The 24,606-nt window shown below is 53.6% G+C and carries 19 protein-coding genes and 1 pseudogene; 2 read left to right on the forward strand and 18 right to left on the reverse strand.

Annotated elements, in window-relative coordinates; genetic code table 11:
• Window position 1: 1 nt before the first annotated feature.
• The 12 genes from ACHZCX_RS00995 to ACHZCX_RS01050 form a co-directional block, all read right to left on the reverse strand.
• Window positions 2–1,384 (reverse strand): DUF3999 domain-containing protein, encoded by a 1,383-nt coding sequence (locus ACHZCX_RS00995; protein ID WP_319585380.1) that lies wholly within the window; start codon window positions 1,382–1,384, stop codon window positions 2–4.
• Window positions 1,381–4,080, reverse strand: a complete 2,700-nt coding sequence (locus ACHZCX_RS01000) for a DUF2339 domain-containing protein (RefSeq protein ID WP_394708731.1) — start codon at window positions 4,078–4,080, stop codon at window positions 1,381–1,383. The genes ACHZCX_RS00995 and ACHZCX_RS01000 overlap by 4 nt, the downstream gene beginning before the upstream one ends.
• A 156-nt stretch (window positions 4,081–4,236) precedes the next feature.
• Window positions 4,237–5,103 (reverse strand): hypothetical protein, encoded by an 867-nt coding sequence (locus tag ACHZCX_RS01005; RefSeq protein ID WP_319585382.1) that lies wholly within the window; start codon window positions 5,101–5,103, stop codon window positions 4,237–4,239.
• 141 nt (window positions 5,104–5,244) lie between these two features.
• Entirely contained in the window at window positions 5,245–5,649 is a 405-nt protein-coding gene (locus ACHZCX_RS01010) for an ankyrin repeat domain-containing protein (protein WP_319585383.1), read from the reverse strand.
• 164 nt (window positions 5,650–5,813) lie between these two features.
• On the reverse strand, window positions 5,814–7,379 hold the full coding sequence (locus ACHZCX_RS01015) for a GGDEF domain-containing protein (RefSeq protein WP_319585384.1): 1,566 nt from the start codon (window positions 7,377–7,379) through the stop codon (window positions 5,814–5,816).
• Window positions 7,380–7,478: 99 nt separating this feature from the next.
• Window positions 7,479–8,789: a histone deacetylase gene (locus ACHZCX_RS01020; protein ID WP_319585385.1), complete on the reverse strand. Its 1,311-nt coding sequence runs from the start codon at window positions 8,787–8,789 to the stop codon at window positions 7,479–7,481.
• Window positions 8,790–8,844: 55 nt separating this feature from the next.
• Window positions 8,845–10,533 carry a hydantoinase/oxoprolinase family protein gene (locus ACHZCX_RS01025; protein ID WP_319585386.1) on the reverse strand — a complete coding sequence of 563 codons (1,689 nt, stop codon included), beginning with the start codon at window positions 10,531–10,533 and terminating at the stop codon, window positions 8,845–8,847.
• Between the two features lie 64 nt (window positions 10,534–10,597).
• Window positions 10,598–11,029 carry a gamma-glutamylcyclotransferase family protein gene (locus ACHZCX_RS01030; protein ID WP_319585387.1) on the reverse strand — a complete coding sequence of 144 codons (432 nt, stop codon included), beginning with the start codon at window positions 11,027–11,029 and terminating at the stop codon, window positions 10,598–10,600.
• Between the two features lie 320 nt (window positions 11,030–11,349).
• Window positions 11,350–12,255, reverse strand: coding sequence for a tyrosine-type recombinase/integrase (locus ACHZCX_RS01035; RefSeq protein WP_319585388.1), 906 nt, complete (start codon window positions 12,253–12,255; stop codon window positions 11,350–11,352).
• The gene (locus ACHZCX_RS01040) at window positions 12,182–13,363 is read right to left on the reverse strand and encodes a tyrosine-type recombinase/integrase (RefSeq protein ID WP_319585389.1); all 1,182 of its coding nucleotides are present in this window, start codon (window positions 13,361–13,363) and stop codon (window positions 12,182–12,184) included. Before ACHZCX_RS01040 ends, ACHZCX_RS01035 begins: the two co-directional genes overlap by 74 nt.
• Before the next feature lie 492 nt (window positions 13,364–13,855).
• Window positions 13,856–15,322 (reverse strand): NAD-dependent succinate-semialdehyde dehydrogenase, encoded by a 1,467-nt coding sequence (locus ACHZCX_RS01045; RefSeq protein ID WP_319585390.1) that lies wholly within the window; start codon window positions 15,320–15,322, stop codon window positions 13,856–13,858.
• Window positions 15,323–15,363: 41 nt separating this feature from the next.
• Window positions 15,364–15,684, reverse strand: coding sequence for a YdhR family protein (locus ACHZCX_RS01050; RefSeq protein WP_319585391.1), 321 nt, complete (start codon window positions 15,682–15,684; stop codon window positions 15,364–15,366).
• A 91-nt stretch (window positions 15,685–15,775) separates the two neighbouring features.
• Between ACHZCX_RS01050 and ACHZCX_RS01055 the strand changes: the two genes are divergently transcribed.
• The gene (locus ACHZCX_RS01055) at window positions 15,776–16,975 is read left to right on the forward strand and encodes an amidohydrolase family protein (protein ID WP_319585392.1); all 1,200 of its coding nucleotides are present in this window, start codon (window positions 15,776–15,778) and stop codon (window positions 16,973–16,975) included.
• A gap of 164 nt (window positions 16,976–17,139) precedes the next feature.
• Window positions 17,140–17,570: pseudogene (gene tnpA / locus ACHZCX_RS01060) on the forward strand (IS200/IS605 family transposase).
• A gap of 201 nt (window positions 17,571–17,771) precedes the next feature.
• Here tnpA and ACHZCX_RS01065 read toward each other — a convergent pair.
• The 6 genes from ACHZCX_RS01065 to rfbB all read right to left on the reverse strand — a co-directional run bounded on the left by ACHZCX_RS01065 (window position 17,772) and on the right by rfbB (window position 24,375).
• A complete protein-coding gene (locus ACHZCX_RS01065; RefSeq protein WP_319585393.1) occupies window positions 17,772–19,895 on the reverse strand; it encodes a Tex family protein in 2,124 nt (707 codons plus the stop codon).
• A gap of 561 nt (window positions 19,896–20,456) precedes the next feature.
• The gene (locus tag ACHZCX_RS01070; protein WP_394708732.1) at window positions 20,457–20,744 is read right to left on the reverse strand and encodes a HigA family addiction module antitoxin; all 288 of its coding nucleotides are present in this window, start codon (window positions 20,742–20,744) and stop codon (window positions 20,457–20,459) included.
• 250 nt (window positions 20,745–20,994) lie between these two features.
• Window positions 20,995–21,540: a dTDP-4-dehydrorhamnose 3,5-epimerase gene (gene rfbC / locus ACHZCX_RS01075; protein WP_319585395.1), complete on the reverse strand. Its 546-nt coding sequence runs from the start codon at window positions 21,538–21,540 to the stop codon at window positions 20,995–20,997.
• A complete protein-coding gene (gene rfbA / locus ACHZCX_RS01080; protein ID WP_319585396.1) occupies window positions 21,540–22,424 on the reverse strand; it encodes a glucose-1-phosphate thymidylyltransferase RfbA in 885 nt (294 codons plus the stop codon). Before rfbA ends, rfbC begins: the two co-directional genes overlap by 1 nt.
• Window positions 22,421–23,314, reverse strand: coding sequence for a dTDP-4-dehydrorhamnose reductase (rfbD, locus tag ACHZCX_RS01085; protein WP_319585397.1), 894 nt, complete (start codon window positions 23,312–23,314; stop codon window positions 22,421–22,423). The genes rfbA and rfbD overlap by 4 nt, the downstream gene beginning before the upstream one ends.
• Window positions 23,311–24,375, reverse strand: a complete 1,065-nt coding sequence (gene rfbB, locus ACHZCX_RS01090) for a dTDP-glucose 4,6-dehydratase (RefSeq protein ID WP_319585398.1) — start codon at window positions 24,373–24,375, stop codon at window positions 23,311–23,313. Before rfbB ends, rfbD begins: the two co-directional genes overlap by 4 nt.
• Window positions 24,376–24,606 lie beyond the last annotated feature (231 nt).

The following is a 24,606-nucleotide window of genomic DNA, read 5'->3' on the forward strand; positions in this document are numbered from 1 at the left end:
TTCAGGGTTTCTTGGCCTGCATCTCCCGGTAAATGGTCCTGGTCATGAAAGCGAGCAGGACCACTCCGGCGACCAGCACCACCCAGAGCAGGATTTTTTTCCAGGAGATAGCAGGGAGACGTGCCTTCAAGGCCTGATCGCCGCCAAGAGTGAGCAAAGGGCCGGGTTCGACCCGCTGGATGTGCGATTCGGTTTTGGTGTCGCGCAGGGCTGCCAACACCAGGTTGTCCTGGAGTCCACTGGCTTCCTCGGCAGCCTTGCTGCTGCCGAAGGCCAGGATATAGGGGCCATTGCCCCGGCCAAGAAAGACGACCTGCTCCTGTCGCCAACCCAGTTCAAGCCGCGGTATCTGCGTGTTGCCGCTCAGGCCGGCCCCATCGGCGATTACTCTGATTCGCCAATAGGTATCAGAGTTTGGCGGGCAGTGGACTAGGGCATTGACCAGGGATTGACCTTGGAGATCAAGGCGGTAAAAATCGGCGTGGGCCACCTGTCGCCAAGGGGCGTCGGTTTTCGATCGTGATTCGATCGTGGCCCGCAGGAGGGAATTGGCCGCTGGAAAACCCAGTTGCAGGGCGGTGACTGTGATTTTTGCATCCAGGCGGTACTCGATTACCCGCTCTTCTTTCTCCTCTTTGGCTGGGGTACCGCTCAACCGCTGCCATTGCCATTGACCGGCGGTGGCGGGTTTTCCAGAAAGAGCGCTCACTTCAGTCAATTGCACCGGCTCACGGCAATCAATGCAGTCAAGGCGGATATAGGGCAGAGTTTTGCCCGGCAGGAGGATGCGGCGCGAGGTGACATTGCCGCCGTTGTAGGTGAGATCGGCAAGCACGGCCCTGTCGACCAGGGGCGACCAGTGGGCCAGGTCGCTGCTCTGAGCAAGGGAAACGCTCAGGATGCTTGCCGAGCTCTTCCACTGCAGCTCAAGCTCTGTTGGCCGTGCCGCAAGTGCGGTGGTGTCAAATAGATACGAAGAGGTGGGCAGCGGCTGGGTTGGGGCGATATTGCCGGTCTCCACGGTGACCACCGCGCCTTCGGCATTGCGGACAACGCGCAGGGAGAGATCCGTCGGCTGGGCTTGCCGTTCGCCGGGCAGGGGAAAGAAAGGCACGGTCTGCCGGGTTTGACTTGTCTCTTGTGCAATGCGACGGACAGCGTGGGGCACAACCTCGCCGGCGCTGTTGAAAACCCGCAGGTCGCCGAGATCAGGCCGCACCGCCTTTTCATAGACCGCCAGCGGAAGGTCGAGGGCGTGAATGCCGGTATCATCAATTACTGGCAGGGAGTAGCCGTAGGCAAAGTCGGCGGGCACGAGCGAGGCGGCCATTGCCGGGTGGCCCGCTGCGAGGAAGCACAAAAGGGCTGAAAAAACATATCTCATTGGGACGATTCCTGGGTTTTGGGGGGCAGGGGAGCAAAAAAACCGATGATCAACATCAGCAGGCCGACCACGAGAAAGGAGACGATGCGACCGATGGTACCAGCCCCAGAGAGGTCGATCAGGAAAAGCTTGGCAACCACCAGGGTCAACAGACCCGCCCCGGTCAGCCAGAGGGTGCGTGTTTCTCTCCTTGCTCCCCAGACGGTGAGAGTCAGGGACAGCACCGACCAGAGGGCGGCGATGGCAGCCTGAAAGATCGGAGAGGCAAAGAGAGCGTCAAAAGAATACGAGACATCGGTGAAGAAATGGACACTGCGGCCGGTGACTACGTTGAGCCAGAAGAAGAGCAGGGTCGCAATCAGGATAATCCGTCCCTTCTTGCTGGGGCCGGTATATTTCCCATGGACGGCACGGATGGACGCCAGCAGGAGGATGGCCAGTTCGATCAGCTCAAGGGGATTGAATACGGGAATATAGGGCAGGGGGGCCGGATCGCCGACGAACGCAAAGGAGGCTAGATTCCACAGCAACAGGCCGAACAGGGGCACATCGGTGCCGATGCCGTGGTAGGTCGGGGCAAAGTGCGGCACCGGCCAGGTCAGGCGATCGCCCCGGAATTCCAGGGCAAAGAGCAGGATGGTGGGCACAAGTCCCCAGATAGCAAGCGACCAAGCCTCGGTGAGTCCAGGGATCTGGTCGACACGCCAGGCTATTTCCACGGTGATCGCCAGAATCAGCAGCCAGAGACTGAGGCTGTGCCAACTGGGGAGTAACCTTTGCGGCAGATGCTCCTCAAAAAGAGCCAACAGGCCATACTGCAAGGCAAAGGCCAGCGGCCAGGCCAGCCAGCCGTAACTGAGCAGCAACGGACCGTTGTTCCACCATACGGTTTGAACTGCCAGGGTCAGCATCATGACCGGCAGGAGAATCAGCAGACCGGTGGTCAGCCGTTGCCAGGTGAAGCGATGCACCAGCCCTGCCAAGCAGGCCGTGGTCACACAGGCGTAGAGGAGAAAGGCCGGTGGTTGCGCATGCCAGTTGAGATGGCGCTCCAGGTCCTGGAAACCACCGCCGTACCACCAGATCAGGCCCCAGGCCAAGAGAATTTGCGGTAGCAATTTTTCCCAACGTCGCTCCTGTCCACGATTGCGATCCAGCCAGAAGCTGGAAAAGAGCGCGGCTGTGGCGATCAAAGCGCTGCCGAGGAAGGCACGGTTGGCAAACAGCAGACTCTCCGGCGGCAGGTAGATGTAATCAAAAAAGGGCACGACAGCTCCAGCTTGCAACAACAGACCGAAGAATCGGGCACCTGGCCGGTTCTGCCGGACGCCGACCCAAACCATGGCCGCCCCTTCCATGGCCCAGGCCGCTGTGGTCCAATGCGGGTCCAGTCCCAGGGGGATGGCCAGACTGGCAAAGACCACGCCCAAGGCCAGGAACGCCTCGGTCAGCAACCGCATTTCGTCTGCCATCCGTTTCCATAGCAGCCGGGCCAAGCCAATATACCAGAAGCCAAGGGCCAGAGCACTCAAGGCCATGCCGTAGCGGAAGTCGTGCACCAGATAGGCCTGGAGCCCACTGGTGACAATCGGCAGGCCGAAAACCAGCGGTCCGTCGATAAAGCCGCGCAGTTGCAGGGGCTGGCGATGGGCCAACAAGACTGAGATCAGGCAGAACATCAGGAAGAAGAGGATAAGAAAGGGCTCGGTGGTGGCAAAATGGGCCGGAACATAGGCTGAGGCCCCCCAGAGGGTGGCGATTCCGAAGGTGAAGACAAAACCGACCAGGTTCAACTCGCGCCAGGCTTTGAACCAGGCGATACCGAGGATGCCGCTGTTGAGCAAGGCGTAATAGGAAAAGAGCATGACATGGCTGCCGCCGCCGGTGGACATCAGCACCGGCGCGAGAAATCCACCGATGGTGCCGGAAACGGCCAACCCTTTGGATTCCTGCAAGACCGCCAGGGCGCAGGACAGGCCAACCAGGCCGACCATCACCGCCAGGGCCAGCGGCATGGGCAGTAAATGATACAGCTTGGCTGCGGCAAAGACCGCCAGATAGAGAATGCCAATGCCGCCACCTTCCAGGCCAAGGCCATAGGTGGTGTGTTTGCGCCGCAGTAACCAACCGGTCACCAGGAGGGCCAGACCGGCCAGCACCACGCCGATCAGGCGCAGTTCGATGGGAATCATGTTCCGTTGGGCCGCATATTTCAGCAGAAAAGCCACCCCGAAAAACAGGATGATAATACCGATTTTAAGCACCGGATTACCGCTGGTGAAAAAATGCAGCACCGCTGAAAACAGGTTGAAGCCTTTGCTTGTTGGCTGTTGCAGCAAATCATCCGCCGCTGGCCGTTCTTGTGCCGGCGGTTGAGGAGATTGGAGGGGTTCTGTGGAGGAGGCGGAGAGAATAGGCGGCGGGGTCAATCGCGTCCATGTGGTTTCTGCCGCAACCTCGTCCTCCTCCAGGTCGAAGGCAAGAACCGGTTCGGGCGTTGTTGCGCTCCTTTGGGCATGGGGTTGCTCGGTGAAAGCCTTCTCCAGTTTGGCAATGCGGCGACGCAGAGAAAATACCTCGAAGAGTAGATACGCAACCGCTCCGGCAAACAAGCCGTTGATGGGGTCGTGGGGATAGGGGCTCATTCCCGCCGCTACGGCAAGGAGCACCACCAGGATGGAAAGGGCTGTGCGCATCCGAGGTCCTTGAAGGGTTGAGGGTTTATGCAAGATCACTCCCCAATGGGAGGGGATTGCCAGTAAATGTTGATGGTTGCTGACCTTGATGGTCCTGGTGGTTGTCGAGAAAGCGCCGGTAAAGCAGCAGTTACCGTTCGGCATTTTGATTACCCCTTATTTTATGGGAGGCAATGGCGCCAACTCAATGCCTTCACTGGTTACAGGCTTCAGTGGTGCCAGTTCAGGTTCCTCATTTTTAAGGGGCTCCAAGGGAGCTAATTCAGGTTCCTCGCTTGTTACAGGTTTCAGTGGAGCCAGTTCCGGCTCTTCATCGTTTATTGGTGGAAGCGGCGCTAACGGTTCTAAATCAGAGGGGTCCACCTTTGGTTTAGATTTTGGTTTTGCGGCGGCCTGTTTTTCTCGTTTGGTCTTTTCCCGTTTTTCTTTCTCAACCTTTGCTTGATGGGTTCCCTTGCCCTCGCCAATGATATAGCCATGAAAGGTCACTGTTCCGGTGGGGTAGGTCACCACCATTTCGACCTCGGTATTCTTCACGGTGAAGGAGATCGGATGGGGAGGGAATTCACGAGTGCGGCTCCGGGTTTCTCCATCAACAGTGGCTGTCCCCATCGTCACCATGGCCATCTTGCCTTGGCCTGCATACTCGGGCTGAACCTTGGGGTCGGGTGTATTGACCAACGGCGGAACATAGGGTCCCAAGCTGAAATTCAAACTTTTGCTGGTGGAAACAACTTTTGCGGACACATCGCCTAGGTCTTTACCAAACGACAGAGTCGCGGAACCGGTGTATTCACCCAAGATGTCGCCAGAGGTGTTGACCGCCTCAAGGTTGATGGTGAGAGGCTCCTTGAGAGGCCCTTTCATCATCTGGGTGTCCTTCACATAGATGACCCAGTCAAAATTGTTCATGTCGTGCTGAGATTGAGCAGCTGCCACAGAATACTCTGAAACCGCACAAGCGAGATACGCCACTGCGGAAAAAACGATCAGCTTGAACCAATGTAGGGAAAAATGATGCAAGATGTTCATGAAAGTATCCTGTTGGAGTGTGTAAGGGAAGGTCCCAACGCGCTTCTAGCGGTTGGCATGAGGATGGCGTTTTGACCCCGATGCACGGTGGGCGTTCGGGAAACCGGCACTGAAGGCGTAATGTACAGTCGGCTATTCTTGAGCCCCCGCTTCGATGAGTATCTTTTCGATTTCCTTGTGCCCTCTTGTTCGAGCAAATTGCAAGGCGTTGGCAGACGGCTTGGCACCTTTGGCCAGTAAGAATTTGACCATTGCAATCTGGCCTCTGCCCGCTGCCAATCCAAGAGCCGCACTGCCGCCAGCGTTCACATCCATGCCAGCATCAAGGAAAAGTTTGACCGATGTCAGGTCTCCAGCCCCGGCAGAGGTTGCGAATTGCTGCTCGGTGTACTCGACACCTATTTCCTTAAGATCTTTCCTCGCCGTTGCAGGATCTCCAGCATATAACGGGCTAGCCCATAAGAGGGCAAGCAGCGAACATGCGGCAATCAGTGAGGAAAAAAAGCTATAACGTTTGCACCCTATTCCCTTGGCCATTCCTTTCTCCTCTAGGGTTGATTGTTTCACTTTTAACTCCATTTATATGCACACCATCAGAGAAGGACAAAAAATAAGGTGGTGCGTGCGAGAGTTCCACCAATGATCGTCCTGAGGCGTATTTTCCGAAAAATCAGAGTTGATTGAAGGGGAAATCCTGTCGTTCAGCGAGCAAGTGATGCGAATTTTTTCCTAGGATTATAAAGGACGACCTGGTTTCTTCCCTGCCTTTTCGCTTGGTAGAGGGCCTGGTCAACCTGGTCAATGAAGTCGTTGGGGTTGAAATCACTCGAGGTGGGCGAGGCGCTGGCCACACCGATGCTGACACTCACCCGGTAGTGCTGCTGCCCGTCGAAGAAGTCATGGTTGGCTATGGATTGGCAAATTCTGTGCGCTACGGTCATGGCTGCCACGGCATCAGTTTCCGGCAGGACAAAGACAAACTCCTCGCCGCCGTAGCGTGCCATCAGATCGTAATCTCGGATAGCAGCCTTGGCGACCAGGCACAACTCCTTAAGGATGAAATCGCCGGTCTGGTGTCCATAGGTATCGTTGAATTGCTTAAAGTGATCGATATCAGCCAGGAGCAGGGTGAGGCCACCCTTGTTGCGGATGGTCCGATTCATTTCCGAATGGAGAAAATTTTGAAAATATCGATGGTTGTGGACCTCGGTGAGGCCGTCGATGTTGGCAAGCGTCTCCAGTAGACGATTTCTTTCAACCATTTGTTGGCGCAAGTTTTCCAACTCTTTTTTTGCGTGCGTCAGTTCCCGGTTCATCGCCTCATAGCTGAGGTGCAGGAGGCTGAGCCTGATATTGGCCTCCTGGATGATTTCCGCCACCGGCCTGACCGGATTGATGGAGATATCGAAGAATCGGGCCGCATGGTCGATCTCTCGGTCGATTCTTTTAAGGAAACCCTTGATGACCAAGCCATCGAGACCGAGCAGTTGCTGTGCCTCATTGTGCAGTTGCTTGTAATGGCACTCGGGTGCACAGGAGTAGAATATTTTGGTCACCAGGTCTGCCAGATAGATGATCTTAACAGTGAGCAGCTCCTGCTGGTTGTCGTCGGGATAGGCGGTCGGGTCATGGTGGTACCGGATGGCGGTCAGGATGGCCGGCGGCAGCCCCCATATCCTGGCAACCTCGTAGCCCGAGGTGGTATGCGCCACAGCGAGAAATTCCTCTTCCAGCGATACCTCGCAGACATCTTTGTCGCTGACCACCAACAGTTCGAGGATATGGTTGTATCTCGATGGCACGGTCAAGGCGAAAATAAATTGGCCGATATTCTGCAGTAGGCCGATGGTGAACATCTCATCGGTGTCAACCTGGGGCACGAGTTCAGCTATCAGTTTTGCTGCCGTGGCGCCGACCAGCGAGCGTTCCCAGAAGAGATCAAAATTGAACAGGCTATTCTCCTGCGGTTCTCCCATGGACAGGAAGGTGAAGCTCAGCACTAGGCTTCGCACCGCTTTGATACCGAGCAGTGAAACAGCCTGGTTGATCGAGACAATTTGCTGCGGAAAGCTGTAAAAAGAGGAGTTGGCAACTTTCAGGAGTTTGGCTGAGAGGGCCATGTCCTGGGCGATGAGGTTAACGATATCGGTGAGCGCGGTGTCTTCCTGGGCGGTCAGTTCCAGCAGCCTGGCAGCAACGGCCGGCAGAATAGGCAACTGTGCCGAGGTGAGAATGTTATTGAGCGCTGTATCCAGGGGTTTCGACATGATTGAACTGGAAAGTTTAAATCATAGGTTGGGGCAATTGTATCAGAGAGTAAAAAAAAAATACAAGTTTCATTCCTATTAATTGGTCGCTTTGACCTCTTATCCCTTGGGCCGGTAACGAAACTGCTTGTTCTTTTGGTCGAGCAATTGGGTCACCAGGAACGCGTTGCCTTGGTGGTTGAAGGCCTCGTACCCCTCGCGCTCGCAGGCCGGGCAACAGTCAATGGGTAGTTCGACACCCAGGCAGGATTGGATCTGACTGCTGCTGGTTTTGATCAATCGCAGACCTCGGCACTGATCGCAGTCCTTGAGTTCTTCCCGCTGTTTTTCCAGGATACCGTCGGTGTCGTAATAGATTTTACGCTCGCGGATAAAATACTCGCCCTGCTTCTCGAAATCGCCCATGGCCGGATGGAAATAGCCGTCCAGCAATGGGCCGCAGCTCTGCTTGATATACTCCATGGTGTCCGGTTCCTCACGGAGGGCAGCGGCATTGAAATCCGGTTCGCGCACTGCCGAGTAGTCGCATCCAGCCATGGCCAGGCAGATGCCGAGGTTGACGTAGGGCAGAGCGCCCTTAATCGAATAGCCGCCCTCCAGCACCGCGATATCTGGCTTGAGCAACTCGTTGAGCCGGGCATAGCCCTGGGCCGAGAACTGCATGTTGGTGATTGGGTCGGAGTAGTGGTTGTCCTGACCGGCGGAGTTGATCACCAGATCCGGTTTGAAGTCAGCCAGGATCGGCAGGACCACATTCTCCAGGGCGTAAAGGTAACCTTCATCCCCGGTGCGCGGCGGCAGGGGAATGTTGATCGTCTTGCCCAAGGCCCTGGGACCGCCGTTTTCGTAGGGAAAGCCTGAACCCGGATAGAGAGTGCGACCGTCCTGGTGCAATGAGATAAACAAGACATCCGGGTCGTGCCAGTAGACATCCTGGGTGCCGTCGCCGTGGTGGCAGTCGGTGTCAACGATGGCAATGCGTTTGCGGCCGTAGTGCTCGCGGATCCACTCGACCATCACCGCCTCGATGTTGATATTGCAGAAGCCGCGGTTACCGTGGACTACCTTCATCGCATGATGGCCGGGCGGGCGCACCAAGGCAAAGGCGCGCCGGGTTTCCTGTTCCATGACCAGCCGGGCCGCCTGAATGGCACCGCCGGCCGAGATGCGGTGCGATTCGGTGCAGATGGCGTCCACCGAGGGAAAGCAGAAATGGGCCCGCATGATGTCCTGATCGGTGGCAAACAAGGGGCGGTGCTCGGTGATGCCTCCGACATCGAACAGTCCTTCCTCGCGGAACTGGTCTTGGGTATACAAGAGCCGCTCCTCCCGTTCCGGATGGGTAGGGGAGATGGCCCAGTCAAAGGCGGGGAAAAAAATAACTCCAAGGGAAGAGGCGGCTTTCAGCATGGCGTGACCTGTGGGGCGGAAGATTGGTTGGGGAAGACAGTTGCGCCGGTCATGACTAACCTGCAAGATGGATGGTGGCGCTACCGTTTTCCAGGCGGGCAACGACCGCTGGCCGGACCTGGGCCACAACGCGGATATTCTTACCGCTGGTGTACGAACCATCGATCATGTTGAAAGAATCAGCCTGGGTAATCTGGATTTCGTCGGCGGCGATAGCCACCCCCGCCTTTTCCAAGTCGGCTTTGAGCAGGTTTTTGGCCTCGTCGGTTGCGTCCTGCAAACTGTATCCTCTTGGGATTGTACGAAAGATGCCGAGCATTGGTACCGAGAGTTGGCCGCGAGCAGTGTTGGCAGTCAGGGCGAGGTGGCTGGTGGTCCGGGTCAGGGCGGCACCAATGGCGTTGGCCACGCCGTGCAGGGGTGGAACAATGACTTCCATACCCAGGCGCGTGGCCAGAAGTTCTTTAAACACGGCTGCCGGCCCACCGATGACAATCAGCTTTTTGGGCAAGATTTCCCGATCCGCCAATATTTCATGGATGGTGTAGACCGGCTTTGTATTGACCATCCGGATCAGGGCCTCGATTTTGGCGGCAATGGCGTTGACCGCTTCCTCTACTGCCTCTCGGGCCAATTGGTCGGCCTTCAGTTGATGCTGTGCCGCCAGGGTCATCATGCCTTCATGGGAGCGTTGGACCTCGCCGAACTCGGCCAAACCAAGGACATTGAGCGCATCCATCAGACTGGGCACCTGGCCGCCGGTGGCCATGCAGGGTCCGAGCCGTTGCGGCCCGGTTTTGACACCGTTGTTCTCGACGTGAATCAAGGAGTCGCCACCGATGCCGATGGATTCAACATGGATAGCCCGCACCAGGGTGGGACGGCCTTCAATGGCAATCCCTTCCCGTTCCAAAAGTGGCTCGCCGCCGGCAAAGAGGGCGATGTCCGAGGTTGTGCCGCCGATGTCGAGCATCAGCAGATCTTCATCCGCCGGACAAGTAGCGAGAATGCCCATGACCGAGGCGGCTGGCCCGGAAAAGATCGACTGCACCGGTGCGTCCAGGGCGCGGGACAGCGGCATGGTGCCGCCATCGGCCTTGAGAATATTGACTTCGGCTTGGAGGTCAAAGCCCCTGAGGCTGGCGGTCAAAGCGCCAGCAAAGCTGCGAAAGGTCCGCCAGACAGCGGAGTTGTAGTACACGGTGTGGATGCGACGGCCAAAGTTGAGCTGTCCCGATACCAGATGCCCCAGCGAGATAAAGTCGGCCTGGTCACACAAGGCCTCGTGGATGCGGTTTTCATGGGCCGGATTGCGCGGCGAGAATTTGGAGGCCACTCCGAAACATTTTACTCCCTGGTCGCAGCAGGAGGCGATAGCCTCTTCCAGGTCCTGCTCGTCCAGGGCCGAGGTCTCTGTGCCGAGATGGTCGAGGCTGCCATAAATTTGGTGGAAGTGCTCGCCAATCCGGTAATGCTTGGGCGCGATCCCCGGCCCGCCCACCACCAGCATGCCCACCGGATCAATCCGGCCGGTGATGATGGCGTTGGTGGTCAGGGTAGTGCTCAAATTCAGGGTTTGCACCCGGACCGGATCTTGACCGGCAAGGATCGAATGCAGCACCTGGCTGATCGATTCCAGTAAATTATCGTGATGGGTGGGGGCCTTGGCGGCAGCGACCAGTCGGGTTCCGTCGATAAGGACACCGTCGGTGTGGGTGCCGCCGATATCGATTCCTATGCGCATGGCAACTCCTTGCCTGGGTAGAGGGGAGGGGAGTGAATCATTAGTTTTTTTACCGCGTTTATTGTCAGTCAACAATAAGTGACTTATAGCCGCAATACTGTTGCTGAAAAAGCGCTTTGCCGCCCTTGAGAAAGGCCGCGTAGTCCCATTCGGTCGCGGTCAGCCGATGGGAAAATTCTGGCCGGAAGATATAGCAGTGAACCAGAGCATGGGAGCCGTTCTTATAACAAACGCTCACCGGCCTCCGGTCATACATCTCGCCTTCGAAACGATCGAGCCGTAACCAGCCTTCCGGGGTGATGTCGTGATACACTCTCCCCGCCACCATTCCTGCCGCCTCGGCGACCAAGCCTGGATACTGCTCATCTTTGACGAGAAAACGGCGATATCCTGCAAGGATGGCCGGAGTGCAACGTAATCGTGCCTCAGCCACTTCGGCCATGATATCCTCGCACATCAGAGAGCCATAGGTAAACAGATCTTGGGAAGTAAGCATCGGTACAATAATCAGCGTCGATATTCTTTATCTCATAAAACCGATCGGATCAACGCCGACGTTGGTGTCAATCTCATTAATACTACGCCCGTTGTTTGTCGTTTTCAGAAGTCAATATTCGAGCAACATAAACAGTCTATATACGTAACAGATCCTATTTTTCCTTTTAGATTAATCTGTTACTTGCGTCTATTCTCTACCCTTCACATATGATCTGTCAAGATTATTTGCCACCTCGATGGTAGCTCTGTCAAAGTCTGATTCCGAGAATGGGCCTCTACTTATTGCTCGTCGGAGGAATTGGGCTTTGGCAGAGCGGATTATGACCTCGAACTCTCTTCTAGCGGATTGCCCAAAGCCCTTTCAGTGATCACTTCCATGGCTGTGAAGTAATCTTGCTGTACTTTCAGATTTGACAACTTACTGTAACGCTGAGTGGTTTTGATCTTAGTATGACCTAGAATTTCCTGAATGCTCACCAAGTCTGCGTCGGCATTGAGAAGCTGTGTTGCCATAGTATGCCGAAACCTGTGACAGGTAACAGGAATCTCACTAATTTTTGCGTAGTATTCTACTCGTTTCTGTATCGCGCGAACCGATATGGGCTTGCCACGACACCGACCTTTTTCAGCCAGGAATATTCGACTTTCCTTTGTCACAGACCTGTGTTGCAAATAGACCGCCAAAGCACTAGCTGCATCGTTACTGATGAAAACTATCCGATCTTTTGCGCCCTTACCATTTCTGACCATTATCCGGCTGCGTCTGTAATCAATGCAATCGAGAGATAAATTCGCAATTTCGTTAACCCGTAAACCACAACGGAGCATCAGCATAAAAATTGCAAAATCCCGCTTATTGGAAACGAATCTAAAAAATCCCTCTACCTCATTATCGGTTAAATATCTGGGAAGCGGTCGTGATTCCTTGAGCAGGAGACCTCCGATAACTGGATTTTCTAGGATGATATTCTCCTCATCTACCAGATAATCATAAAACAGCCGGATACTCGACAGGTGACAGTTGATGGTACGTGGGGCTACACGTTTTTCAAGCAAGTAGTCAATATACAATCTAATCTCCGCCACAGTCGTCAATTCAACAGCCGTTGAAACCCAACTGAAAAATCGCTGCAAGCGGTGAAGATAGTTTTTAATCGTGAGAGGAGAAAAATTTTTTCTCTTCAAATACTGCCTGTAATTCAGGATTGACTCTGTCATATTCATGGCGACCTCCCTGCTCAATAACTGCCATAGCTTTGAAGTAGGCTTCTTCCTGTGTAAAGTTCGATATCCTTGCATATCGCAGTGTCATGTCAATGTTCAGATGCCCCAGAAGTTGCTGTAAAACTTCCACTCGTAATCCAGCATTCAGCATATTAGTTGCGTAGGTATGTCGCAAAGAATGGAGGCTGTACCCTTTGTGTTCAAGTCCGGCTTTGTGAATAACGCTTTTCATCATCTTCCGCGCTCCTGCATAGGACAGTGATTTCCCCTTGTAACCGTAGAAAAGGTATTCATTAGCCGGGTCTCTGATCGACAGCCACGCGTTCAGTGCCTTCTCTGCTGTGTTGCCGTAATAGACAACCCTACCGTGTAAATTTTTCTCGCCGACGTACAATAAAATTTTTCGTTCTGATTGTACGATATCTGGCAACCGGAGGTTGAGGAGCTCGCCTATTCGCATCCCTGTATGAAGGAGTAAAAGGATAAGAGCTCGATCCCTGGTGTTAGTTACAGTTTGGAGAATTTTGTCCACATCTTCTGCTGGAATTGCTTTGGGGAGAATCTCTGGCAGTCGCAACCGGATCTTTTTCAGCAGTATATCTGCGGGAAGTATATCGTTTCTGACCAGATAATTGAGGAAGGAATATACCGTATGCAGGTGCTGACGGACTGAGTTGATCTTTAACCCACGCTCCTGCTCCCGCTCGACGTATTGAGCAATATCTTTCCTGCTGATCTGCTCAATATGGTGCCGTCCTAACCCATTGAAAAACAACAAAAAGGAATAAAGAGTCCTGCCTGTCTGCCTGATCGAGGATATCGAGTGATTACTACGGTATTTGCTGTAAAGATACGAAACGACGTACTCAAAACCAGGGAGGCTACTTGCTTCTAATCTGTCTGCAGCCCTGTTGAGTGCTCTCCGTCTTTCACTGGGTTGGTGAAAATAGAGAGCGCCGGCGCTAGGAAAGGAGAATGTTTGTAATGATTCAGCTTCAAAAATGGGGCTATCCTGAAGCGGAATGAATAAAGAATGGTTGGTTGAGTAAACCGAACTAAGCCATTCAGTGGGGTAATAATTGTTCGAAAAATCGAGTGAATTGGCCATCACATCCTCCTTCTCTCTTCGAAAAAACAGGATTTTGACAACCGTATTTTATCACTTTCTCGGTCTCAATTTTATTACGTATATACAGGAGATATCGTGACTCCTCACGCCGTTCTTCAGCGACCAGAACATGCTGGCGCGATTTTATTCACGCGAGATGCATGACTGCGAGTTCTGGTCCGGCGGCAAAACTTTATTAGCTCTTCGCATTTTCCAGCCTCAAAAAGTGTTTAACAAATGAGCTATTCAACTCATGTCCAAACTTGACTTTACAACCCCAATAATTTGGAAGAACCTATTAGGAATAGGTCCAATCGATCATGGGTGTTGATTTAAATCCATCCTTTGTTGATCCCAACAAACACTAGTAGCCTTTCGATAAATATACTGATACATTGATTAACCTTGGCTTTCAATACCAAGCAGCAATTATTTTGTATCAACTATCTCAATTCTATTGATTGTTTCTTTTTTTATTGAAATTGAACAGTTCTACATACCGGCAAGGACGACGTATTTCACCTCAAGGTACTCATCCAGCCCTTCCTTGGCCCCCTCACGGCCTAATCCAGATTGCTTGACACCGCCAAAGGGTGCCACCTCCGTTGAGAGCAGACCGCTGTTCACACAGACCATTCCGGCCTCGATTGCTTCAGCGACGCGCAAGATCCGCCCAATATCGCGGGCATAAAAATAGGCGGCCAGCCCGAATTCGCTTGCGTTGGACATACTGATGGCCTCTTGTTCGCTCTTGAACCGAAACAAGGGGGCAACCGGGCCAAAGGTCTCCTCGCGGGCCACTTTCATCTGCTGGGTCACACCGGTGAGTATGGTCGGCTCGAAAAAGAGTCCGCCGCGGCCATGGGGACTGCCGCCTGTCATAATCTGCGCCCCACCGGCTAAGGCATCGGCTATGTGCTCTTTCACTTTGGCGAGGGCCGCAGGATCAATCAAGGGGCCGATCATCACCTCCGGCTCCGTGCCAGCACCCACCTTGTAAGTCCGGACCTTCGCTGCCAGTTTTTCGGCAAAGAGATCATAGACGTCGTCCTGAACATAGATTCGGTTAGCGCAAACACAGGTTTGTCCGGCGTTCCGGTATTTCGAGGCCAGGGCGCCATCGACCGCCGCATCGAGATCGGCATCGTCAAAGACGATGAAGGGTGCATTGCCGCCCAGTTCCAAAGACAATTTCTTGATGGTGTCGGCAGATTGCCGCATCAGGAGCCGTCCGACTTCCGTGGAGCCGGTGAAGGATAATTTGCGCACCAAGGGGCTGGCGCAGAGCACGCGGCCCACCTCAGCCACCTGGGGACCGTCGCAGGTGATAAGGTTGAAAACCCCTGGCGGTAGACCGGCCTGTTCGCCGAGCGTGGCCAGAGCAAGAGCGGTGAGGGGGGTTGCCTCAGCAGGCTTGCAAACCACAGTGCAGCCTGCGGCTAGGGCGGGCGCCACCTTGCGGGTGATCATGGCCAGGGGGAAATTCCACGGAGTTATGGCGGCGCAAACCCCGATCGGCTGCTTGAGGGTCAGCAGCATGCGATCGTTTTGATTGCTGGGAATCACACTGCCGTAGGCGCGCCGAGCCTCCTCGGCGAACCATTCGACAAAGGAGGCGCCGTAGTTGACCTCGCCCCGCGCCTCGGCTAGGGGTTTTCCTTGTTCAGCCGTGATGAGTTGGGCCAGATCCTCGCCATGGGCCAGGATCAGCTCAAACCAGCGTTTGAGGATGGTTGCGCGCGCTTTGGCGGTCAGGGATCGCCAGGCGGGCCAGGTTACACTGGCCGCCGAAATCGCCAGCTCTGTCTCGGCGGAACCCATGGACGCGACTTCGGCGATCAAATCACCGGTAGCAGGGTTGGTTACCGGGTAGACGCCGCGATCCTGTGCCGGTGTCCAGCGGCCATTGATGTATCCCTGGTTTCTGAGCAAGGTTTTGTCGGTGAGCGGAATGGGCATTGCAACAACTCCTTAGGTGTAAGTATTCCGTATGTTGTCAATCAGCCACGATCAGTGGCAAGAATCTCCTGCGTCAGGTTGTCGACGACCACCGGGGTTTCCAGGAAGGTGAGGCTGGGGTCGGATCCGTACTTGGACCGGACAAAGGCCTTCCATTCCTCAGTATAGACCTGCTCCGCATCCTGTCTGGATTGCCAGAGATAGATGCCGCCGGCCTCGGTTCCATCGGAAGTGACAAAATAGTATTTTCGGATCAGGCCCGGCATGCCTAGGTATTTCGGTGCGGTTCCGAGAAAAATTTCTTTGGCTTGGGCGGTAGAAATTGGTTGCGGAAGTTTGAATCGAACAAGTACCGTGATCATCGCTGGCTCCGTCGGCATGAGACAGATAATAGGGGTATTTTCCCTCTCTACGCATACATAGCACGACCCAGAAGAGAAGCAAATACATTCCATGGGCACAACACGATTGATAGTTGCAGGCAGCATGATCGACGGCAGCGGTAGCGGTACCGCAGCCCGACGCCAGGTTTTCCTGACCGTCGAGGAAGGCATCATCACCGCTATCGGATTGGCTGTGGACTTGCCTTGCTCTGCCGATGCGGTCATCGACGACCTCTCGCATTGCACCATCGTTCCGGCACTGGTGGATTGCAGTGTTGCCCTGGCCAGATCGCCCGCCGTTGACCTGCGGATGCCAAACAGCGAACAGAATGACAGCGGTGCAGCAGCGCTCCTATTTGACCGGCACCTCTCCTATTGCCATGCCCACGGTGTGCTAGGGGTAGCCGACAGCAGCGATCCGTCAGGCTTGGTGCAGCGTTCTGCTGCCGGAACCGGGCCACGGCTGCCGGTAATCATTCGTTCTGCCTGGCAATACCAGGGCAGGGATGGGATGCCCATGGATTCCGGCAAAAACGATTTTCTCAGGATCGCCTATTCCGCCGATATCGATTCGATGGATTCTTCCTCGACCAGAATCGACCTGGAAGAACTCCGCTGTATCTTGTCGCACCATTGGGAAGGAAAAAAGGTGGTAGTCGCCAACGGCCCGCAGGCAGTTGCAGAGGTGCTGGAGATCGGCTGTGATGCTGTAGAGCAGGGCTACGGCATGGGCGAGGAGAATCTGCGAGCCATGGCGGCGCGGCAGGTGTTGTGGATTCCCAGCGTGCTGCGGGCCAAGAACAGGCTGGATGGTTCAGCCTCAGGCGGAGATGTATGTTGTCGCTTTTCCATGCGCTTTGTTGCGCCCGGAAAACCGATCCCTGGCGCGGAGGCCTACTGGAAATCAGTACTCGCCGAACAGTTGGCGCAGTTGCGATTGGCCCGTTCCCTAGGCGTGCCGACCGCCATCGGGACCGGTGCTGGAGGCACGGGTATTCTCCACGGCGAGTCGGTGGTCGAGGAAATAAAGCTCTTTATCAAGGCTGGTTATTCCTTGGAAGAAGCGATCCATTGCAGTTCGGAAGTTGGGGCACGCTTCTTCGCCATGGAAGGGCTCGGGGCGTTGACGGTCGGGCGACACGCCACCTTCCTGGTCACCAGGGGTACGCAGCAGCAACTGCCGAGAAAGCTCTCCTACCTGGAGAATATCTACCATGACGGTATCCCAAGCACCAATTATCGCAAAAATCCGGTGAAGGTGGGGGGATAGGGCTGACGCAGCCAAGGAGATAAGGGTTGAGCCGAATCTGGCCAATAATTTCCGTTAGGTAAACCCCCGGCTTTGCCGGGAGACAACAAAAGTTTGACGGTTCCAGCATAATAAAGAAGCCTCCTCTCACGTGGACCGCTCAAAGTCACGAGAAAGGAGGCTTCATGAACAACGTACAATGTTTAAGCCACACGAAATGGGGTTGCAAGTTCCATGTAGTGTGGATACCGAAATGCCGTCGGAAAATGCTTTACGGTCAACTCCGCAAGAATCTTGGAGATGTGTTCCATGACCTTGCCCGGCAGAATGAGAGCCGGGTGCTGGAAGGGCATTTGCAATCCGATCATGTGCACATGCTGATTTCGATACCGCCGAAATATGCGGTATCGCAGGTGGTTGGCTATATGAAAGGAAAAGCGCGATCCATATAGCGCGGACCTACCTTGGCCAACGGAAGAACTATAGCGGCATGAGTTTTTGGGCACAGGGCTATTTTGTTTCAACTGTCGGTGCCGATGAAGAGGTTGTGCGGGCTTACATCCGCGAGCAAGAACAAGAAGACCATCGCGTCGAGCAACTGCAACTATTCAGATAGTCGACCACCGAATGGTGGTCAGAGAATCTGTTGAATATACCGCTTTGAGCGGGTCACAATCTTTCAAGCCACCGGCTTTGCCGGTGGTCACTGACTGACCAGAAATATCGATAGGGTTTTTCGCTGCCGGCAGGTTTTTCTTGGGTGATGGAAAACAGGAGACGCCTTGACTCTTTAAAAAAACGTCAATTTAAACGAAAGCTAGGTGTTGCGCATGGAAAGAGAAACGCGCCCCCTCTTTATATCCACTTCAAGTACACGCACCTGGACCTGCTGTCGAACCTTGACCACTTCTGCCGGATTCTTGACATAACTGTCGGCAAGCTGACTGATATGGACAAGACCATCATGATGGACACCAATATCCACAAAAGCACCAAATTTGGTCACATTGGTCACGATACCCGAAAGGCACATTCCCACCTCCAGATCGTCTAACTTTTCAATTCCTTTGGCAAAGGCAAAGACTTCAAATAATTGGCGTGGATCGCGACCCGGTTTGCCTAATTCGGCCATAATGTCCTGCAAAGTCGGGAACCCAGCCTCATCATTAACATATCGTGTAAGTTGAATCAGTTGTCTCAGTTTCTCATTCTCCATAAGCGCAGATACCGTACAACCGCAATCCTTGGCCATCTGCTTGACGATCCCATATCGTTCCGGATGAACCCCTGAACGATCCAGGGGGTTTTTACCATCATGAATACGTAAAAAACCAGCGCATTGCTCAAAAGCTTTTTTGCCGAGTCGGGGAACTTGTAACAATTGCAGTCTGTCGGTAAAAGGCCCCTTTTCACTGCGGTATGCAATGATATTGGAGGCTAGGGTATCCCCTAATCCAGAAACAAAGGTGAGGAGTTCCTTGCTGGCACTGTTCACCTCAACACCAACTTTATTCACGCAGCTGATGACCACGTCTTCCAAGCTTTGTTTCAGCGCTTTTTGATTGACGTCATGCTGATACTGACCGACGCCTATAGCTTTCGGATCAAGCTTGACCAATTCTGCCAAAGGATCTTGTAAACGGCGACCAATGGAAACGGCCCCACGGACGGTGATATCCTGCTCGGGGAATTCTGTACGCGCGACCTCCGAGGCGGAATAAATGGAAGCGCCGCTCTCATCAACCATGGTGATAATCAATTCTGGTGGAAGTTGTAATCCTCGAATGAAGGATTCAGTCTCCCTGCCCGCCGTTCCGTTGCCAACAGCAATGGCCTCAATATGGTATCGCTCGCATAACTTGATCACCGTTTGCGCGGATTCCTCCCGTTGTTTTTGGGAAAGCGCAGGGTAAATGGTGGTGAAATGCAGTAGTTCTCCCTGTTTGCCCAAACAGACCAATTTTGCCCCTGTCCGAAACCCTGGGTCCAAAGCCATGGTACGTATTTGACCTAGCGGGGCAGCGAGCAGCAAATCGCGCAAGTTTTCTGAAAAAACAGTGATGGCTTCAAGGTCGGCCTGATTTTTCAAGCTCGCTCGGAGTTCATTCTCCAGGGATGGAGCGAGCAACCGCTTGTAACTCTCTTCTACGGCAAGAGCCACCTGTTGTCCTGAAAAGCCATTGGAGCGAACCAGGCAGCGATGGAGAATTTCTAGCGATTCAGCCTCAGGAGGACGAAATGAAAGGTTCAGAATTTTTTCATTTTCACCTCTGAGCATTGCCAGCAATCGATGCCCTGCCACTTTAGCAACAGGTTCCTGCCAATCAAAGTAATCCCTGAACTTACCGCCGTTCTCCTCCTGGCCTTTAACCATTTTCGAGATGACCAGTGCTTTCCGCTGAAAAACAGACCGAAGACGAGCGCGAATGGAAGCATCTTCATTAATCCATTCGGCAATGATATCACGGGCACCACACAGCGCCTCCTCAACCGTTCTCACTTCCTTGTCGGGATTCACAAAGGCGTCAGGCTCGATTTGCCGATTAGCCTGCCTGTAGATAGTTTTCGCCAAAGGCTCCAAACCCTTTTCTTTGGCGATTTGCGCTCGGGTTCTCCGTTTGGGGCGGTATGGCAGGTAAATATCTTCAAGAGTAGCGAGAGCAGGAGCAATGTTGATTGCCTGCCGTAGCTCTTCAGTCAAGATGTTCCGCTCATCAAGCGAACCAAGGATGGCTGAGCGACGTTTATCCAAATCGGCTAACTCGACCCTTCGGTCACGAATAGCGGTAATTTGTACCTCATCAAGAGACCCGGTGGCTTCCTTGCGATAACGGGAAATAAACGGAACAGTAGCGCCATCATCAAGCAATGCAGATACGGTTTCCACCTGCTCGACGCTAATATGCAACTCATTGGCAATAATTTGTGGGGGGGCTCTCATTATTCTTAAACAAAAACGAATCGAATGATTCTCAATAGTGGATTTCTTACCTTTGCCGGCGGCACTGGCTTAAAAAACTATGTGCGAGAGCGGAAGTGAAACAATTTGGATTCCATGGTATTCGGCATCTGTTTGCCTCTATCTTGGCTGCGAATAACAGGCCCCCTAGTAGAGATACAATAGATGTTGCGGCACGGGAGTATAACGACGACGGCACGGTATATTCACACGTTGGACGGTGAAAACCGTGAAGTTTTGAGCGCGTTGCCTGCCTGGGAAGATCGAGAACTGAAAAGAGGGGCGAGCTGATGCACACTCACTACTCCAAAACAAGAAAACGCCTTGAAAGCGCATTAACTTTCAAGGCGTTTGGTACTATTGTCAGCAAGTAACTGGAATTACTTGGTGACCCCAAGGGGACTCGAACCCCTGTTGCCGGCGTGAGAGGCCATTAAGGGAAGATCAAAGCGCTACCACCCAACGCATTTCAATACATTTGAAACATCTTCTGTCTTTAAAAAACATCCTGATTCACGAAAAAGGCCCCCAGCAGGGCCCCCATCAATGGGTCAATAGCGGGGTGACATTTAAAGTGAATTTTTGCTGCTCTACTTTCCACAGATCATAAGCCATCTGTTGGCCCATCCAGCTTTCAGGGCTACCGCCAAAAGCCATAGAGAGTCGAAATGCCATTTCTGGAGAAATACCAGCCCTTCCATTTATTATTTTGGAAAGTGTTTTACGGCTTACGCTAAGTGCAACAGCGGCCTGGGTAACAGATAATCCCATGGGAGAAAGCCATAGCCCGCTAAGAATTTCTCCCGGATGTGGAGGGTTATGCATTCTCATTATGTCACCTAGTGATAGTCTTCATAGTCCACGATTTCAGCGTCGCCGTTTTCAAAACGGAAAGTAATGCGCCAGTTGGTTTGTACCGTCACGGCCCAAGTACTCCTTCTCTCACAACCATGGCTTGATTCAATTTGGCAAGGACAAGTCGCAAACGTTCAACATATTTGGGTTGGATACCAACTTTGTTGCAAGAGAGAAAAAAATTTCCAACCCCTTATTGCCCATCCTAATGACATTGAATTGAAATTCATTGAAACAATTCTAATTTTTCAAACAACAGTCCTGATTGATCTTTAGCCGAGAGCATCGGTGGCGTGCTGATAGGCCAGTGGATGGCAAGAGTTGCATCATCCCAATGAATAGTTCGCTCAAATTGAGGAGCCCAATAATCAGTGGTCTTATAAAGGAAATCGGCCGATTCGCTCAGCACCAAGAATCCGTGCGCAAACCCCTCGGGCACCCACAACTGTCTTTTATTTTCCGCACTGATTATCTCTCCCACCCATTGCCCGAAAGTTGGCGAGCTTTTGCGGATGTCCACAGCCACATCAAACACCTCACCCTGAACAACGCGCACCAACTTAGCTTGCGGTTGCTGGATCTGGTAGTGCAATCCGCGTAGCACATACTTTGCAGAGTGGGAGTGGTTGTCCTGCACGAAATGTATTTTTTTGCCGATCGCAATTTCAAACTGCTTCTTATTGAAGCTCTCATAGAAGAAGCCCCGTTCATCGGCAAACACTTTTGGCTCAACCAGGAAGACGTCGGGAATAGCAAGCTGGGTAAATTTCATTAGAATACTTTTCCTTTGAGCATGCGCAGCAGGTACTGGCCATAGCCACTTTTTACCAGGGGTTGCGCCAGTTTTTCCAGATGGGCGGCATCGATCCACTTCTGCCGGTAGGCAATTTCTTCCGGACAGGCAACCTTGAGCCCTTGGCGTCGTTCAAGGGTGGCGATGAACTGGCTGGCATCAAGCAAGGATTCATGGGTACCGGTGTCGAGCCAGGCATAGCCGCGGCCCATGATTTCAACATTCAACTGCCCTTGCTCCAGGTAGAGACGGTTGAGATCGGTGATTTCCAATTCGCCGCGCTTTGAAGGCTTGAGGCTTTGGGCCAGTTCAACCACGTGGTCATCGTAGAAATAGAGGCCGGTGACCGCGTAGCTTGATTTAGGTTGCTGCGGTTTCTCCTCAAGCGAGATGACTTTGCCGCTGGAATCGAACTCGGCGACTCCATAACGCTCGGGGTCCTGCACGTGATAGACAAAAACGGTGGCGCCCTCAATTCGCGACATGGCATTATGCAATATTTGATGAAAATCATGTCCAAAATAAATATTGTCGCCCAGCACTAGGGCTGAAGGATCGTTGCCGATAAACTCACGGCCGATGATGAAGGCCTGCGCCAATCCGTCCGGCGAGGGTTGCACGGCATATGTCAAGTTCAGCCCCCACTGGCTGCCATCTCCCAGGAGCGACTGGAAGCGTGGCGTATCCTCCGGGGTAGAAATCAGCAAAATGTCCTGGATGGAGGCAAGCATCAGGGTGGAAAGCGGATAATACACCATCGGCTTGTCGTAAATCGGCAGCAGTTGCTTGGAAATAGCCTGGGTGGCCGGATACAACCGCGTTCCGGAACCACCGGCAAGGATAATACCTCGACGTGTTGTCATGATGTCAGAATCTGTTGAAGGACATGGTGTATTCCGAGTTGCCAATCCGGCAGCTCAAGATTGAAGGTTGTACGAAAGAGTGTGGTATCCAGGTGCGAATTGGCAGGACGTTTGGCCGGCAGCGGATACTCTTCGGTTGTGATTGGCCGAATATTATCGAGCATCGTTTTCAGGGGTTTGCCGGCCTGACGTGCCTGTTTGATGACAAAACAGGCAAAATCGTACCAGGTGGTCACGCCGCCAGCGGTCAGGTGATAGAGGCCAAAGGGGAAATCCGCCAGGCTTTCGCGCCGTGCCCGCCCTACCAACTGCGCCGTGACGTCGGCCAGTAAGGCAGCAGATGTCGGGGCTCCGTGTTGATCGGCAACGATGTTGAGGTTGTCGCGCTCGCCTGCCAGGCGCAGCATGGTTTTTGCAAAGTTGTTGCCATGCGCACCGACCACCCAACTGCTTCGCAAAATCAGGTGCCGATCACAGCTCTGCTGGAGAGCAACATCACCATCCCTTTTGGTGCAGCCGTAGACGCTCCGCGGATTGGTGGCGTCGGTCTCCCGATAGGCTGATTGGCTGAGGCCGTCAAAGACATAATCGGTTGAATAGTGGATCACCCAGGCGCCCAGGAGGGCCGCCTCTTCGCCCAGTATGCCGGGCGCAGTTGCATTGAGCGCAGCAGCCGCATCGGGTTCGCTCTCCGCGCGGTCAACGGCGGTGTAGGCGGCGGGGTTGACAATCAGATCCGGCTGTACGGATCGCACCAGCTGCCGGATGGCATCAGCGTCGGTGAGGTCACATTCCTGCCGGTCCACAGCAAGCACCTGACCGAGCGGTGCCAACGCACGCTGGAGCTCAAAACCGAGCTGGCCGTTTTTGCCGGTGAGAAGGATTTTCATAGACGAGCTCCATAGTTGCTGTCGAGCCATTGGCGGTATTCGCCACTGGTAACATGCTCCACCCAGGCCTGGTTGGCCAGATTCCATTGCACGGTCTTGCGGATCCCAGTTTCGAATATTTCCGCGGGGCGCCAACCTAGTTCCCGCTCGATCTTGCGGGCATCGATGGCGTAACGGCGGTCATGACCGGGTCGATCCGTGACATGGGTGATCAGGCGGGCATAACTGCCGGTCGGATCAGGCCTGAGTTCGTCCAGCAGTTTGATGATGGTGTTGACGATATCGATGTTGGGCATCTCATTCCAGCCACCGACGTTATAGACCTCGCCGACCTGGCCTGCCTCCAGAATGCAACGGATGGCGCTGCAATGGTCCGTGACATACAACCAGTCGCGAACTTGTTGACCATCGCCATAGATTGGTAGTGGCTTGCCGGCCAGGGCGTTGGCGATGATCAACGGGATGAGCTTCTCGGGAAAGTGATAGGGTCCGTAGTTGTTGGAGCAATTACTGATGGTGATTGGCAAGCCGTAGGTGTGGTACCAAGCACGAACGAGGTGATCGCTGGCAGCCTTGCTGGCCGCATAAGGGCTGTTGGGTTGATAGGAATTGTTTTCGGCGAAAGGCGGGTCGTCCGGTTGAAGCGAACCATAGACCTCATCGGTACTGATATGATGGAATCGGAACTGTCTCAATTCCACACCTTTTAGGGAATTCCAATAGGAGCGCGCGGCTTCGAGCAGGGTGAAAGTGCCATCAATGTTGGTGCGCATGAATTCGGCGGGGCCATGAATACTGCGGTCGACATGGCTTTCTGCAGCGAAATGAATGATTGCACGGGGGCGGTGTGTAGCCAGCAGGTGATCGACTAAGGCACGATCACAGATATCTCCCTGGACAAAAAAATGGCGTGGATCAGCGGCAAGCGCTGCCAAATTTTCCCGATTGCCAGCGTAGGTGAGTTTGTCGAGATTAACAACCGGTTCATCCGACTGCTCCAACCAGTCGAGAACAAAATTGCTGCCTATAAAACCGGCACCGCCGGTAACGAAAAGAGCCATATTATTGGTATTAATGATGAATTATTTTTTTGCTGTTATGGGAGGTGGTCAGGGTTAGCAAGACATCCTGGAGTGTGAAATAAGCAATGTTCCTTTTGTTATACAGTTACGGGCTTTAGGCACTCTTGCTCAACAGTTTGAGTCCCTTCGAATAAGCCTCATTTGGAGTCTGCTTGTCAAGCGATGAATACTTTCTATATTATAACAGTTGCACCAGAGAGTCAGGTCCCC

The sequence above is a fragment of the uncultured Desulfobulbus sp. genome, from assembly GCF_963662935.2.
In the GTDB taxonomy this organism is placed as follows: domain Bacteria; phylum Desulfobacterota; class Desulfobulbia; order Desulfobulbales; family Desulfobulbaceae; genus Desulfobulbus.